Origin of the sequence: Pseudalkalibacillus sp. R45 (assembly GCF_052246725.1) — a bacterium.
Lineage (GTDB): Bacteria > Bacillota > Bacilli > Bacillales > Fictibacillaceae > Pseudalkalibacillus.
On the sequence record NZ_JBQQCL010000004.1, the window covers coordinates 196,666 to 211,338 of the forward strand.

The 14,673-nt window shown below is 42.1% G+C and carries 11 protein-coding genes; 1 reads left to right on the forward strand and 10 read right to left on the reverse strand.

The genetic code is table 11. The features are described 5' to 3' along the window. The 8 genes from fmt to ACTWQL_RS10290 all read right to left on the reverse strand — a co-directional run bounded on the left by fmt (position 1) and on the right by ACTWQL_RS10290 (position 10,932). The gene (gene fmt, locus ACTWQL_RS10255) at positions 1-930 is read right to left on the reverse strand and encodes a methionyl-tRNA formyltransferase (RefSeq protein ID WP_443142349.1); all 930 of its coding nucleotides are present in this window, start codon (positions 928-930) and stop codon (positions 1-3) included. A gap of 572 nt (positions 931-1,502) precedes the next feature. Further along, complete coding sequence (gene priA / locus ACTWQL_RS10260; RefSeq protein ID WP_443142350.1) at positions 1,503-3,923, reverse strand: primosomal protein N'; 2,421 nt, start codon at positions 3,921-3,923, stop codon at positions 1,503-1,505. Next, positions 3,920-5,134, reverse strand: a complete 1,215-nt coding sequence (coaBC, locus tag ACTWQL_RS10265) for a bifunctional phosphopantothenoylcysteine decarboxylase/phosphopantothenate--cysteine ligase CoaBC (RefSeq protein WP_443142351.1) — start codon at positions 5,132-5,134, stop codon at positions 3,920-3,922. The genes priA and coaBC overlap by 4 nt, the downstream gene beginning before the upstream one ends. A gap of 355 nt (positions 5,135-5,489) precedes the next feature. Next, entirely contained in the window at positions 5,490-5,696 is a 207-nt protein-coding gene (gene rpoZ / locus ACTWQL_RS10270) for a DNA-directed RNA polymerase subunit omega (protein ID WP_443142352.1), read from the reverse strand. Continuing rightward, complete coding sequence (gene gmk / locus ACTWQL_RS10275) at positions 5,697-6,311, reverse strand: guanylate kinase (protein WP_443142353.1); 615 nt, start codon at positions 6,309-6,311, stop codon at positions 5,697-5,699. A 26-nt stretch (positions 6,312-6,337) separates the two neighbouring features. Beyond that, positions 6,338-6,598, reverse strand: coding sequence for an extracellular matrix/biofilm regulator RemA (gene remA / locus ACTWQL_RS10280; protein WP_225065642.1), 261 nt, complete (start codon positions 6,596-6,598; stop codon positions 6,338-6,340). A 69-nt stretch (positions 6,599-6,667) separates the two neighbouring features. Then, positions 6,668-7,549, reverse strand: coding sequence for a YicC/YloC family endoribonuclease (locus tag ACTWQL_RS10285; protein WP_443142354.1), 882 nt, complete (start codon positions 7,547-7,549; stop codon positions 6,668-6,670). 665 nt (positions 7,550-8,214) lie between these two features. Beyond that, entirely contained in the window at positions 8,215-10,932 is a 2,718-nt protein-coding gene (locus ACTWQL_RS10290) for a calcium-translocating P-type ATPase, SERCA-type (protein ID WP_443142355.1), read from the reverse strand. Positions 10,933-11,107: 175 nt separating this feature from the next. Between ACTWQL_RS10290 and ACTWQL_RS10295 the strand changes: the two genes are divergently transcribed. Next, the gene (locus ACTWQL_RS10295) at positions 11,108-12,820 is read left to right on the forward strand and encodes an Rqc2 family fibronectin-binding protein (protein WP_443142356.1); all 1,713 of its coding nucleotides are present in this window, start codon (positions 11,108-11,110) and stop codon (positions 12,818-12,820) included. A gap of 651 nt (positions 12,821-13,471) precedes the next feature. Here ACTWQL_RS10295 and ACTWQL_RS10300 read toward each other — a convergent pair. Then, positions 13,472-13,894 carry a DUF1801 domain-containing protein gene (locus tag ACTWQL_RS10300; RefSeq protein WP_443142357.1) on the reverse strand — a complete coding sequence of 141 codons (423 nt, stop codon included), beginning with the start codon at positions 13,892-13,894 and terminating at the stop codon, positions 13,472-13,474. 124 nt (positions 13,895-14,018) lie between these two features. After that, complete coding sequence (locus tag ACTWQL_RS10305; protein WP_443142442.1) at positions 14,019-14,666, reverse strand: class I SAM-dependent methyltransferase; 648 nt, start codon at positions 14,664-14,666, stop codon at positions 14,019-14,021. Positions 14,667-14,673 lie beyond the last annotated feature (7 nt).

The window sequence follows — 14,673 nt, forward strand, 5'->3', positions numbered from 1 at the left end:
TTATTCACCGAATTTCATTTCTGTAGTCAGTTGTGCGCCTGCAAGGTATTGAGAAGCTTCCATACGTTTCTTCCCTGCTGGTTGCAGCTCTGCTATCCTTATCGCTGTTTTATCCCCTGTCGCTACCAGGATTCCTTTGTTATCTAAAGCCAAAATTTGTCCAGGTTCCCCTTTATGTTCAACTGGTTCTTTTGTTCCCCACCAGACTTTCACATTCTTACCTTCTAGTGATGTATAAGCGACAGGCCATGGATTCAATCCTCTAATCTGGTTATAGATGTCTTCTCCGTTTGCTGTCCAATCTATTTTTTCCATTTCTCTAGAAATGTTGGGAGCATAAGTGACTCTCGATTCGTCTTGTGGAATCCGCTGTAACTCATCATTCACCAGCATTGGAATCGTATCTCCAAGCAATTCTGCCCCTGCCCCGCTCAACTTATCATGTAAGCTGCCAACATTGTCATCCTCTTCGATTTCCACCGACACTTGACTAAGCATATCTCCGGCATCCAGTTTTTCCACCATAAACATGATCGTTACTCCGGTTTCTTTCTTCCCATCGATAATCGCTTTATGGATCGGTGCCCCTCCACGGTATTCGGGAAGTAAAGAGGCATGTACGTTGATACAGCCGAGTTCGGGATAATCCAACAATTCGCCAGGTAAAATCTGTCCATATGCTGCTGTGACGATCAGATCTGGCTCAAACTTCAGGATTTCCTCATATTCCGTCCTCACTTTTTTAGGTTGTAAAACAGGAATCTCATGCCGTAATGCTTCCTGTTTCACAGGTGGCGGTGTAATCACTTTCTTCCGTCCGACTGGCTTATCTGGCTGAGTAACGACAGCCACTACTTCATAACCATCACGGATGAGTCTTTGTAAAACCGGAACTGAAAAATCCGGAGTTCCCATAAACACGATTTTCATATAATCACCTATCTTATAAGTCCATTATTTAAAAGATTCTTCGAAATTCTCTCACTTTCCGCCGGCCATTGGCAAGCCTCGTCACTCTATCCTGGTTGAAACTGAGTTGCACTTACCCGTTAACGGACACAGGAGACCTTATTTGACTAAAACAATTGTATTTTTAAAACTTAACGGACACCATGGACCTTATTTTACAAATATCATAGAAAATCAGCTGCTTTTTTAACAAATAACGGCTCTGGTGTCCGTTAAAATTCAGAAACACCGATTTTCCTCATAAATAACGGCTCTGGTATCCGTTATCTTAAAAGATAGCTGCTTGGTCTTGCCTGACTCGCTTTTTCTGCAGGAGTGTAGTGAATTTCGTTAAAAAAACCCAAGACTGTTTCCCAGAATTTTGAACTATCATTTCAATAAATTTCAAAATACGACCAATTAGAAACAAGGAGTTCGAGGCACGAAGGTTTTAAGGACCGGAATGTATGTGTTTAATACATGAGGACCGGTAAAACCTAGTAACGAAGAAATCTGTAGGTTATCATTCTGTCGTTATTTTGAACCACATCTCTTTACATGATTGTTTGAGGATGCATATCCACGCCAACAACCAACCCATCCCTCTGCATCCTCTTCTGGTAATGGACTAGAATTTCGTTCAATGTTTCTTTTAATTTCGGTTCATTTTTGTATTTTATCACGCATTGGTACCGATATCTATCTTTCATGCGAGGAATCGGTGATGCTACTGGTCCGAGGACGATCGCTTGTGAACTGAGAGATTCTTTCAACCGTCCTGCAACTTTTTCGCATATGTCCACGACATACATCAATTCTTCGTGTGAAATCGTGATTAGTGCCAAGAAATAAAAAGGCGGGTATTGGTGTAATTTCCGAATTTGCATTTCTTTATTATAAAAAGTGAGAAAATCATGATGCTGGGCAAGTTGGATGCTATAGTGTTCTGGTGTATAGCTTTGGATGACCACTTCACCTGAAAGTTCATGTCTCCCCGCTCTCCCCCCTACTTGAGTCAATAATTGGAACGTTCTTTCAGAGGAACGGAAATCTGGGAGGTGGAGCATAGAATCTGCCGCTAGAACACCGACAAGCGTCACGTTCGGAAAATCCAATCCCTTTGCAATCATTTGAGTCCCTAACAAAATATCCGCTTTTTTCTCGGCAAACGAATTCAATAATTTTTCATGCATCCCTTTGCGGCTAGTGGTATCAACATCCATTCGGATCACTTTCGCTTCTGGCATCAGCCGGTTAAGCTCTTCCTCGACTTTCTGTGTACCTGTTCCGAAAAAACGAATGTGTTCTGAGTTGCATTCAGGACAATTGGAAGGCTGCTGGGCTTCATAACCGCAATAATGACATTTGAGCGTGCTGTATCGTTTATGGAAAGTAAGGGAAATATCACAGTGTGGGCATTGTGCGACATAACCGCAATCCCGACAATTGATGAATGTGGAGTAACCGCGTCTGTTCAAAAGCAGAACGCTTTGTTGACCTTTCTCTTTCCGGTCTTTCAAACGCTCAAAGAGTGTCTCTGAGAATAAGGATCGATTGCCTGAACGTAACTCTTCCCTCATATCAACAATTTCGGCTTTCGGCATATCCCTATTATTCACACGTTCGCTGAGGGTGCAAAGCGTGTACACCCCTTTTTGCGCACGTGCATAGGACTCCAACGTCGGTGTTGCACTGCCCAGCACTACCGGACACTTATGGAATTTTCCTCTTTGGATCGCGATATCCCTTGCATGGTAGCGAGGATTCTCTTCTTGTTTATAACTTGATTCATGTTCTTCATCGATGATGATGATTCCTAGTTTCTTAAATGGTGCGAATATTGCTGATCGCGCTCCAACGACCACGCGTGCTTCGTTACGATGTATTTTTCGCCATTCATCATACTTTTCTCCCACTGAGAGGCCACTATGCAATACCGCTACTTCTGAACCAAACCGACTCTTGAATCGATGTACCATTTGCGGTGTCAAAGAAATTTCCGGAACAAGCATGATTGCTTCCCTTCCGAGATGGAGGACCTGTTCGATTGCTTGTAGATAGATTTCGGTCTTTCCGCTACCTGTGACCCCATGAATGAGAAACGTTTCATGAGTTTCTGTATGGATATCCTCTAAAATAGGCTCGATTGTCTGCTTCTGTTCACTGGTGAGCGGTAACGATATCGTTTTTTCAAATTCACGATCCTGGTAAGGGTCCCGGTACAATTCCTTATCAGTTTCAAGAAGCAGTTGCTTATAAATCAACCCCTTCACCGCCGCTCGTGAGCTGTTGGTTCTCTCAATCAACGTTTGAGTAAGGATCTCTTGATGTTTTGATTCAAGTAAAAAATTCAAGACAGCCGCTTGCTTTGGCGCACGTTTTATAATCTCATCCCGTGCTTCCGCTAGTTCTTTAGGAGTTTTGGAGATTTTGATGACCTTCTGCTTCTTTTTGTTTCCCTTTGATCGTATTTCATATTGGACATCAAGTTGCCCTTCGTTCAAACCTGTTTGTACACTACGTACATATTCTGAGCCCATCTTCAATACCTCATCCCAGCTCAGACCTTTATCAGATTGAAGGGCTTCCTGGATATTTTCCGGGAATCGGTCCAAATCAGTTCTCTCCGTCATATGGATGCGCTTCGTGTAATTCATTTTCATGGCCGCTGGCAACATCGATTGATACGCAGAATGAAGAAAACATAAAGTGTTATCAGCAATCCATTTTCCAAGGTCAATCAATTCTTCATTTATGACCGGAGAAGGGTCGACAACATCTTCAATTTTCTTCAATCGTTTATGCTCTGATGATTCCTTCAAACTGATTACGAATCCTGTCAGTTTTCTGGGTCCAAAAGGCACAACGACCCGTATGCCGATTTGAACCGCACTTGCAAGATCATCAGGGATTCGATAGTCGAACGTCCGGTCCGTACCAATTGCTGGAACATCGACAATTACCCCAGCAATCATCCTTTATTCAACCCTTTCATGAATCGGAGGGATTCTTCCAGCACCATCTCTGCAACTTGTTTTTTGGATACTAAGGCACTTTTGCGTTCATATCCATCCTTGCCATAAATAAAAACCTGATTCGTATCTCCTTCGAATCCTGATCCTTTTTGAGAAACATCATTCGCAACAATCAGGTCTAAGTTCTTTCTTTCTAACTTATCTTTCGCGTAACGCTCAACATCATCCGTTTCAGCAGCGAAACCGACTAATATTTGCCTTGTCTTGTACCGGCCAAGTTCCTTCAAAATATCCTTTGTTCTTTCCATCTCAACCGACAAGTCTCCCCCGCTCTTTTTCACTTTCGAATCATAAGTGAGTTTCGGGCGATAGTCAGCAACTGCTGCTGATTTGATCACTAGGTCTGCATCAGCATAATGAGCCATTACAGCTTCAAACATTTCTTCAGCTGTCTCCACCGGAATAACCTCTACTCCGAATGGGGGCTTAAGCACCGAAGGACCGCTGACAAGCGTTACCTTTGCACCAAGTGAAGCGGCTGCTTCTGCTAAGGCGTAGCCCATCTTCCCAGTTGAACGGTTGGAAAAAAACCTCACTGGATCGATATGTTCTCTAGTTGGCCCCGCTGTGATAAGCACATGTTTATTCAGTAAAACTTGATGATCCGCTTCCTTGAAAAACGCACTGATTGCTTCAAGGATTTCAACCGGCTCTGCAAGTCTTCCTTTACCAACATAACCACATGCTAATAACCCTTCCCCTGGTTCTATGAAACGGCATCCGAAGTCAGCCAGTTTTTCCATATTCGAAAAGACTGCCGGATGTTCATACATATGGACATTCATGGCAGGAGCGATCATTATTGGCGCTGTCGTTGCTAACAATGTCGTAGAGATCATATCATCTGCAATCCCGTTTGCCAGTTTACCAATGCTGTTTGCTGTCGCAGGTGCAATGACGACCAGATCGGCCCAATCAGCCAAATCGATATGAGCTACACCGGATGGGTCTTTTTCATCAAACGTATCATGATATACAGGATTTCTAGAAAGTGTTTGGAAGGTTAATGGTGTAACGAATTCCATCGCAGACTTTGTCATCATCACCTTGACCTCATACCCAGCTTGTCTGATTTGACTCGTCAGGGCCGCAGCTTTGAATACCGCTATCCCTCCGGTCACGCATAGCAAAATGTTTTTATTGCTAGACACTGAAACCATCCCCTACTACTTTTTGTATACATAATATTTTTACGGTTAATACATTTCCTTGAAAGGCATTATTCTCAATTGTTATTTAAGCTAAATTCACGCCCTTTCCGCGGGTGAACCGCGAGCCTCCTCACGAGTTCCTCGTTGTGGAGTCTCGCCTGGCTCGCTTTTCCCGCAGGAGTGTCGCGAATTTCGCTTAAAGAAAGTTAAAAATTATTAACCTACCTTATGATTTAACATAGATAAGTGTAAAAAAGGGCCTACCCATAAGAAAAGTGTCAGGCGTCTCCCGGCAACAAATTGAATCAAGATGTTGGTTCAACGGAGTACGTCAGACACTTATGGGTCAACCCCTTTATCCTTCTAGCTTGGTAATATCATAACTTAGTTTTCCATCGATGATTTCTTCTAAAGCCACACCCACGAATTTACTTGATTTCGGATCATCAATCATCGGCTCGGATGCCTGTTGGATCATTCGCGCTCTTTTAGCTGAAACTGTCACCAGTGTGTATTTGGAATCTATTTTCTCCATCAAAGAATCGATTGAAGGATATAACATTTACTCAACCTCCAGTAATCTCAAGTATTGTTGTTTAATTCTTTCTTTCTTGCAATGTTCCGCAATTGCAATCGATTTAATACGATCACATGCTGCCTGTATTTCATCATTTTCCACAACATAATCATAATGATCCATCATTTCTAGTTCTTCCTTAGCAACGGACATTCGATTATTGATCAATTCTTCTGTTTCCGTCCCTCGGCCTACGATTCGATTTCGAAGTTCAGCAAGGCTTGGAGGAACAAGGAAAATGAACACGCCTTCGGGTACCAGTTTTCGCACCTGCAAAGCACCTTGCACTTCAATTTCAAGCAGAACATCTTTACCGGAAGCCAACGTTTGCTCTACATAATGCAAAGGAGTCCCGTAGTAATTCCCCACATATTCTGCCCATTCAAGAAGTTCATTCTGTTCAATCATTTTTTCAAATTCATCTCGGGATTTAAAGAAGTAATCGACCCCATCCTGCTCACCTTCACGAGGTTTACGGGTAGTGACGGAAATCGAAAATTCAAGCCCATTCCATTGTTGACGCAATGCTCGGTTCACTGTTCCTTTTCCAACTCCGGAGGGACCAGATAAAACGAACAAAATTCCTCTCTCATTCTTCATATTAACCTTTACACCTCAGTCACTCTCTATTCTTCTGTCAAATCCTCTTTGTTTAGTAATCTCTGAGCTACCGTTTCGGGTTGTACAGCAGAAAGAATAACATGATCACTGTCAGTGATGATCACGGCGCGTGTCCTTCTTCCATAAGTCGCATCTATCAATTTATGCTGTGTCCTTGAATCTGTTATGATTCGCTTGATAGGAGCAGACTCTGGACTTACGATCGAAATGATCCGATTTGCCGAAACAATATTTCCAAATCCAATGTTGATCAATTTAATGTTCATTTGTTACCTCCTGGCTATCTATATCTAGCGTATCCAAGTTTCTTAACGTACAACCCTCTAGATCATACCTTATTCAATGTTTTGTACTTGTTCTTTGATTTTTTCTATTTCACTCTTTAATTGTACAACATTTTTATTAATTGAATAATCATTTCCTTTTGACCCGATCGTGTTGCTTTCACGATTCATCTCCTGGACGAGGAAATCCAATTTTCTTCCCACAGGTTCAGATTCCTCTAAAATGTCTCTGAATTGGCTGAGATGACTTTTCAAACGGATCAATTCTTCATCAATGCTGCATTTATCAGCAAATATCGCAACTTCAGTCAGGATACGATCTTCATCTAATTCGACCGTTCCATCATTGATGCTCTTGATCCTTTTATAAAGACGTTCTTTATACGCCTCTTGAACATCTGGTGCAAAGGATTCTACTTCGTTGAGGATTTTTTCAATCACAGTTAGCCGTTGATTGAGATCTTCTCTCAAATGTTTTCCTTCCTCAGCTCTCATTTCGCTCAATTTAGAAGCGGCTTTTTCTACAGATTCAAGTATCTTTTCTGCAAATTCATCGGATACATTCTCTTTTTCGTGAATAGAAACGATATCTGGAAATGTTAGGAGTTGCTGGTAACGGATCGGATCCTGAACATTGTATCGTTCATTGGCACGTTCATGTGCAGCAACATATTGATCCATCAATCCCCAATCCACAGTCAATTCGCGTTCAACACCCGTTTCACCTTCAATGGTGATCCACACATCAGCCTTACCCCGTTTTATGTATCGTGTGACACAACGCTTGACCTTATCCTCAATGATCGTCAGCTGTCTCGGCATCCGAACATGAACCTCAGTAAAACGGTGGTTCACGGATCTGATCTCTGTAGTGATTGTGTATTCATCATGCTCAATGCATGCTCTTCCAAAACCCGTCATACTTTTAATCACATTATCACATCCATTGTACTATTCTATACAATTTTACAACAGTGGACAAGAATATGAAAGATTTATAGTTGCTAATTCCTTTTAAAGCAGAAATACGATAAAGAAAAATGGAAGCCCCCTCAACGACATGAACGTAATTGTACAGGATGTACTGACTTCGACGTTCACCACTAGACCACGAACTTATATTCATCCTTGTAGTTTTTCGCCGAATTATCGCAGGCGCAGGACGTGGTGGTATTTAGTCGAAGATCATTATTATACTCGAAGATCATTAATCGTTTCGGGGTCTCGCCTGGCTCACTTTTCCCGCAGGGGTGGTCGCGAATTTCGCTTAAAAATCAACAAAGACATTTAAAAGAGCCCAATCATAAAAATAGAGGTAGTCTAATAAGTGCCGAGCATAGGGAAAACCTCGGGCCTCCTATCTGAAACAGTTGAGGAGAGACAACTAACGGACACCAGAACTCTTATTTCGTTAAAATCTTAGTAAAACAGCTTTATTGTTCACAAATAATGGCTCTGGTGTCCGTTAAATTCTGAAATACCGCATTTTTGTCCTAAATAACGGCTCTGGTGTCCGTTACGATTTCAAGGAAAATCCAAAAAGGCTGACCCAAACATTGAAGAAAAAAATGTTTTGGGCAGCCTCTTTCAAATCATTATTAGGCTTGCTTGATTGGCTGGCCTTTGTACTTTTTCTTATTGAACAGGTGTGACCCTGCAAGTGCGAAGGTTGGTAATGCCGCCATACCGAGGACTAATAGACATTCCCTTATCGTAAGACTTGTAGTATGGAAGATTGGCTGCAAAGGCGGATAATATATGACTACAGCAAGGAGTGCGACTGACGAGATGACTGCCCATACAAGATATATATTTCCGAATGGATTACGATGGAATACAGAACGCTCACTTCTGCAATCGAACACATGGATCAACTGTGCCATTACAAGCGTTGAAAATGCAATCGTCTGTGCTCTGACTAGATTTTCCGGATTTTCAAAATAGGCAATACAGAAGGCGATGGTTGTGACGATCCCGATTAAAAACCCACGGCTGATGATTTTCCAGCCAAGCCCTCGTGAAAACACACCTTCTTTCGTAGATCTCGGCGCTCTTTTCATGACATTTTCTTCAGCGCTATCCACACCCAATGCCATTGCAGGCAAACCATCCGTCACTAGATTCACCCAGAGGATTTGGATTGGGACGAGGGGTAATGGTAATGCAAGCAGCATCGCAAACAACATCACCAAAATTTCCCCAACATTGGATGCAAGCAAGTAACGTATGAACTTCCGTATATTCTCATAAATGTTCCGGCCTTCTTCAATAGCAGATTTGATCGTTGCAAAGTTATCATCGGATAGGACAAGAGAAGAAGCTTCTCTGGCGACATCCGTCCCTGATTCACCCATCGCAATTCCGATATTCGCAGCTTTGATAGCAGGCGCATCATTAACACCGTCACCGGTCATCGCCACCACATGTCCTCTATTTTGAAGCGCTTTGACGATTTTCAATTTATGTTCAGGAGATACCCTTGCAAAGACATAAACATCATCCACGACATCCTCAAGCTCTTCAACAGTCAGTGCCGCCAATGTCTTCCCTTCCATTACTTTTCCATGATCGGGTAGCATGTTCAGCTCTCTGGCAATTGCTTTTGCTGTGACGATATGATCCCCGGTAATCATGACTGTCTTGATTCCTGCCAGCTGACAGTCATTGATTGATTCAATTGCTTCAGGTCGAGGTGGATCGATCATCCCTTGTAATCCGATGAATGTCAGATTCGATTCCGCCTCGAAAGCAGTGCTCACTCTTTCTCCCTTCTTCAAAGGACGGTAAGCGACTGCAATCGTCCTCAGAGCACGGCTTCCCATCCTATCGACAGCCTGATGTACGCCGTTTTTCCTCGAATCGTCCAAATATGCTTGCCGATTATTCCATAAGATGTTATCACATCTAGATAACACAACGTCTGGAGCCCCTTTTGTCACGATATATTCCTGATTATCTGAGGTACGGACAAGAACACTCATCATCTTTCTATCCGAATCAAATGGGTACTCATCTTGGATCTGATATGCTCCATGAAGCGTTTCTTTACTCAAGCCTGCTTTTTGACCTGCTATGAGCAAAGCTATTTCAGTGGGGTCTCCATTTATCTGATAACCATTTTTCCCTTTTCTATCTGAAAATTTGATTGTAGCGTTATTACAGAGCACTCCAAAGGTTAAGAGCTGTTTCAAAGCCGGAAATTTTTCGATCTCTACAGATTGATCTCCATTTATAAAGTCTCCTGTCAACTCAAAGCCTGTTCCTGTCACCTGCCAGGTCTTGCCGCTGCTCCAAATATCCGTGACTGTCATTTTATTCTGAGTGAGGGTACCTGTCTTATCCGAACAAATGACCGTTGCACAGCCTAATGTTTCGACTGAAGGGAGCTTTCGGACGATTGCTCGCCGTCGGATCATTTTCTGTACACCTAGAGCGAGTGCGATCGTCACAATGGCAGGCAAGCCTTCTGGAATGGCGGCAACCGCTAGTGAGACTCCAGCAAGAAACATCGTATACACATCATGCCCCTGGATGACTCCGACTACGACGACAAGGGCAGTCAGTAACAATGCGACGAGGATCAAGATCTTACCGAGCTGCTCAAGCCGGCGCTGCAATGGGGTCTGTAATCCTTCTTCGCTCTTCAGGAGGTGGGCGATCTTCCCCATTTCTGTACTCATACCCGTACCGACTACGATTCCGGTTCCTTTTCCATTGGAGACGAGAGTGCCCATGAAGCACATATTCTCTTGATCCCCAGGTTCATGATCACCTTGTAAGCTGGCTGTCCCATTTTTTTGTGATGGCAAAGATTCTCCTGTCAGAGCTGATTCTTCAACTGACAATGACTTGGCATCGATCAACCTTACATCTGCACCAATCCTGTCCCCTGCAGAGAAGCGGATGACATCCCCTATGACAACCTCACGAGAAGGAATTGTAATCCAATCCTTATCACGTAATACCTGGACTTTCGGACTTGAAAGCTGTTTTAATGCTTGCAATGATCGTTCGGCTTTCCGTTCTTGCAAGAAACCCAGGATTCCATTTACGAAAACGATGAGCATGATCGTGATGGCGTCCATATACTCTCCAAGAATCCCAGAGATCAATGTTGCAATCAATAACACTAAGACCATGAAATCCTTGAATTGTGCTAAGAAAACGATAATGGCAGACATTCGTTCTTCTTGTTGCAATTCATTGGGGCCGTCCTTCGTAAATCGTTTCTTAGCTTCTTTTACGGTCAATCCTGTTGTAGTGCTTGTCTGAAGTTTTTCTTCAATTTCTGAAGTTGAGAACGTATACCATTTCATTCTTCCACCCCGTTTAAACCTTCTTATACAAGCCATCTATATTCAGGATTGTCCCAAAAAATGCTATAATGGAACGGGAATTTGTATGTATGCTTATGAAAAAGGAATAAAGTTCTAGATTCGAAGATCGTTAAAACGTTACCGTACAGGTATCAATTTATTGGAGTGAAATATTATGTCTTTCGACGGTATTATGACAAGAGCCATTACACACGAACTTACCGAAAACCTAACACAAGGAAAAATAACCAAAATCTATCAACCTTTCCCGACAGAGTTGATCTTTGTCATACGCTCAAAAGGTAAATCTAGACGAGTGCTATTATCTGCAAATGCAAGTTTTCCGAGGATACATATCACTGAACAGCAATATGAAAATCCTAAAGTACCTCCGATGTTTTGTATGTTACTTCGTAAACATCTTGAAGGCGGGGTCATAGATCGGATTGAACAAACTGGACTGGAGCGGATCGTCACTTTCCATATTGCTTCAAGAAATGAAATTGGAGACATTACTGAGAAACTGTTGATCGTTGAGATCATGGGAAGACATAGTAACATCTCACTAGTTGATGCTGATACGAATGTGATACTTGACTGTGTGAAGCATATCCCGCCCACTCAAAACAGACACCGGACCATGCTTCCAGGCAGTCCCTACATTTTCCCTCCAGCACAAAATAAAGTTAACCCACTAAAGGCAGATGAAGATTCATTCATCCGCAGACTGGATTTCAACAGCGGGAAACTTGACCGGCAAATTGTTCAGAATTTCGAAGGGATCTCTCCACTGGTTGCAAAGGAAATCATTGCAAGATCAAAATTAGGTGACCGCAGTTCCTTAGCTTCTTCCTTTTCAAAAGTGATGGAAGATGTAAAAAACCATATTTATCAACCGATAATGCTTGTTACAGATAATAAAGAATATTATTCAGTCATCGAATTATCCCACCTAAAGGGAGAGGTGACTCGCTTTCATACAATCAGCAGCCTTTTGGATCGTTACTTTTTCGGAAAAGCAGAAAGAGATCGTGTCAAACAACAGGCAACCGATCTAGAGAAATTCCTGAGAAATGAACTCAAAAAGAACGAACAGAAATTGCCGAAGTTGAAAGAAACCTTATCAAACTCTGAAAAAGCGGAATCATTCAAGCTTTATGGGGAGCTGATCACTGCAAATATCTATCAGCTGAGCCGTGGAATGAAAGAAGCAGAATTGCCGAATTATTATGATGAGAATGGCGGCACAGTCACAATACCATTGGACAATCAAAAAACCCCTTCGGAAAATGCACAGCATTACTTCAAGCGGTATAATAAATTAAAAAATTCGATTCAATATGTCCATGAACAGATTCACGAGACGAATAACGAAATCAAGTACCTTGAATCTTTATTACAACAGTTGGACTCAGCTTCTGCAAGCGATGTAGAGGAAATTCGCGAAGAGTTGGAAGAAGGTCATTACTTAAAGAAAAAGAGCAAATCCAAACAAAAGAAAAATCATAAACCAGCTATTGAGCATTACCGTTCTACAACCGATGTGGGTATTTGGGTCGGAAAAAACAACAAACAGAATGATTATTTGACAAACAAGTTTGCTAATGCGAACGATGTGTGGCTTCATACGAAAGATATTCCAGGTTCACACGTCGTCATCCGAAGCAACAATCCTGATGAAACAACCCTGCAGCAAGCTGCGAATATTGCAGCTTATTTCAGTAAAGCGAAACACTCGGGTTCCGTCCCGGTCGATTACACATTTATCAAATATGTAAAAAAACCGAGCGGTGCAAAACCAGGTTTTGTAACCTATGATAATCAAAAAACCATTTACGTCACTCCTGACGAGGATCTGGTCTATCAATTGCTGCAACGACGCAGATGAATGAAAATAGACCCCTTTCTGCATGATGAGAATTTTCAAAAGCTTTAGGTAAAAGGTTTAATTTTCTTAAGAGTAGTGAATTATACAATTAAGAAATTAAACTCACATAAGTTTCAGTAAAATTCGAAATCAGAAAGGAAGTTATTTATGCTACGAACTATCTTAATGATCATTGGAGCAATCGTCGTCATCAGTTTCATCGTCAATTGGTTATTCTGATCTCAACTCTGTCATCATACTAAATTAATGCAACACGAAAGGGCAGCCTGAAAAGGACTGCCCTTCTTTTATGTAGGCTGTTTTCGCAAACTTTGTTGCTGTTGATTTTCGCTCCAGGATGCTCGCTTTCCGCGGGGCGTGCGGTGAGCCTTGCGACCTCAGGAGTCTCCTTTTCAAGGAAGCATTTGTGCTCCTGCGTCTACAAGAAAGTCCTGTCGAAGCGAGCTTCCTCGTCGCATGCCTTGCGAGGAGATTATTCTGGTAGTAGGCACGCTGAGCCCGCAGGACAAGGAAAGCTTCGGAAGCGTTACATCGCGCGAAGAAAATGCGATTTTCATTTTCGAGGAGTCTCGCACCTTGCTCTCCAATCAACTTGCACAAGGTGAGTTTTTAAAAATGACTCAAAAGCAACAATCTTTTAGAACAGAGCCTTTATGTATTTGGATAAGTATCCTGAAGGAACTTCACAGATTGGTTGATCAGCTCCTTAAGCACCTCATCATCAATGTCTGCCATTTTGTTTATGTACACGCAAGCCTTCCCTGTTGTATGCTTTCCAAAATCCTTCAACAGTTCGTCACGCTTTGGATCCCCAGGGGCAAAATACAAGCTTATTTTTGCTTTTCGTGGTGAGAATCCGACTAGGGGTGCGTCCCCCTCATGCCCTGATTCATATTTGTAATGATAAGAACCAAATCCGATAATGCTTGGTCCCCACATTTTTGCCTTGAAACCAGTCGTTTCTGTGAAGATGTCCAGTAATTTATAGGCGTCCTCGCGCTTTTTAGGGTTATCGACATTTTCTATGAATTCGATAACGCTGTTGTCATTTTCCTTTGTTTTCAATTCGTACATTCGACCTCTCCTTTTCAGTATAAATTCGTATTGCTATTACATTACTTACTACAGCAATCACGAATTTCCTTCAAGAAGAGTTTAATGAAGTATTCACTTTTACACCAAAAATGAATAGGTATGATCAAATTCTTGCGGTTGTAATCACTGCGAGACCATCCAATACTTCTTGATGGATTACTTTTGTTGCACCCAAGCGAGTCAGCAAGTCCGTCAATTCTTGTGAAGTATATCGATGCCTGCGAGTCGACACATTCGACCATTTCAATAAAGTTGTCTGTTCGAATCCGGTGATACCATTCTTTTTATTATAATCGAATGCGTTCATCTGATTCATTTTCTTGCTTGGATTCAACATTGTAATTGTTCCACCAGGACTTGTCACCCTGATCAGTTCTTTCAGCCCTTTTTCTGGTTCTGGGAGAAGAAACATCACACATGTGGAGAGCGAGACTTGAAATGTATTATCTTCAAAAGGCAGTTCATAAGCATCGCCAATCAAAAACGTCGACTTAGCAGCACGGTTATGTAAGAAAAAGTTCTGTTTGCTCGCTTTTAACATTTCTGAAGAAAGATCGACTCCCGTCACATGCTCTGCTTCCTCTATCCCACGTAATAAAAGGCGGCCGGTTCCACAACCTACGTCCAATACGTGAGCACCTTCCCAGCTTCCTGATTGGATTTTCAACTTATCATGAATCGAACTCAACCAGCTTGTCCTTGCCATCCCGTCAAAAAAAGAAACAAGCTGATCAAAGTCCTCACCTTCCATTTTCCTC

Coding starts and splice junctions, on each gene's coding strand:
- ACTWQL_RS10300 (WP_443142357.1), bottom strand. CDS start 13,894: ATGTACGAATTGAAAACAAAGGAAAATGACAACAGCGTTATCGAATTC.
- remA (WP_225065642.1), bottom strand. CDS start 6,598: ATGAACATTAAATTGATCAACATTGGATTTGGAAATATTGTTTCGGCA.
- fmt (WP_443142349.1), bottom strand. CDS start 930: ATGAAAATCGTGTTTATGGGAACTCCGGATTTTTCAGTTCCGGTTTTA.
- ACTWQL_RS10290 (WP_443142355.1), bottom strand. CDS start 10,932: ATGAAATGGTATACGTTCTCAACTTCAGAAATTGAAGAAAAACTTCAG.
- ACTWQL_RS10305 (WP_443142442.1), bottom strand. CDS start 14,666: ATGGAAGGTGAGGACTTTGATCAGCTTGTTTCTTTTTTTGACGGGATG.
- priA (WP_443142350.1), bottom strand. CDS start 3,923: ATGATTGCTGGGGTAATTGTCGATGTTCCAGCAATTGGTACGGACCGG.
- rpoZ (WP_443142352.1), bottom strand. CDS start 5,696: ATGTTATATCCTTCAATCGATTCTTTGATGGAGAAAATAGATTCCAAA.
- ACTWQL_RS10295 (WP_443142356.1), top strand. CDS start 11,108: ATGTCTTTCGACGGTATTATGACAAGAGCCATTACACACGAACTTACC.
- gmk (WP_443142353.1), bottom strand. CDS start 6,311: ATGAAGAATGAGAGAGGAATTTTGTTCGTTTTATCTGGTCCCTCCGGA.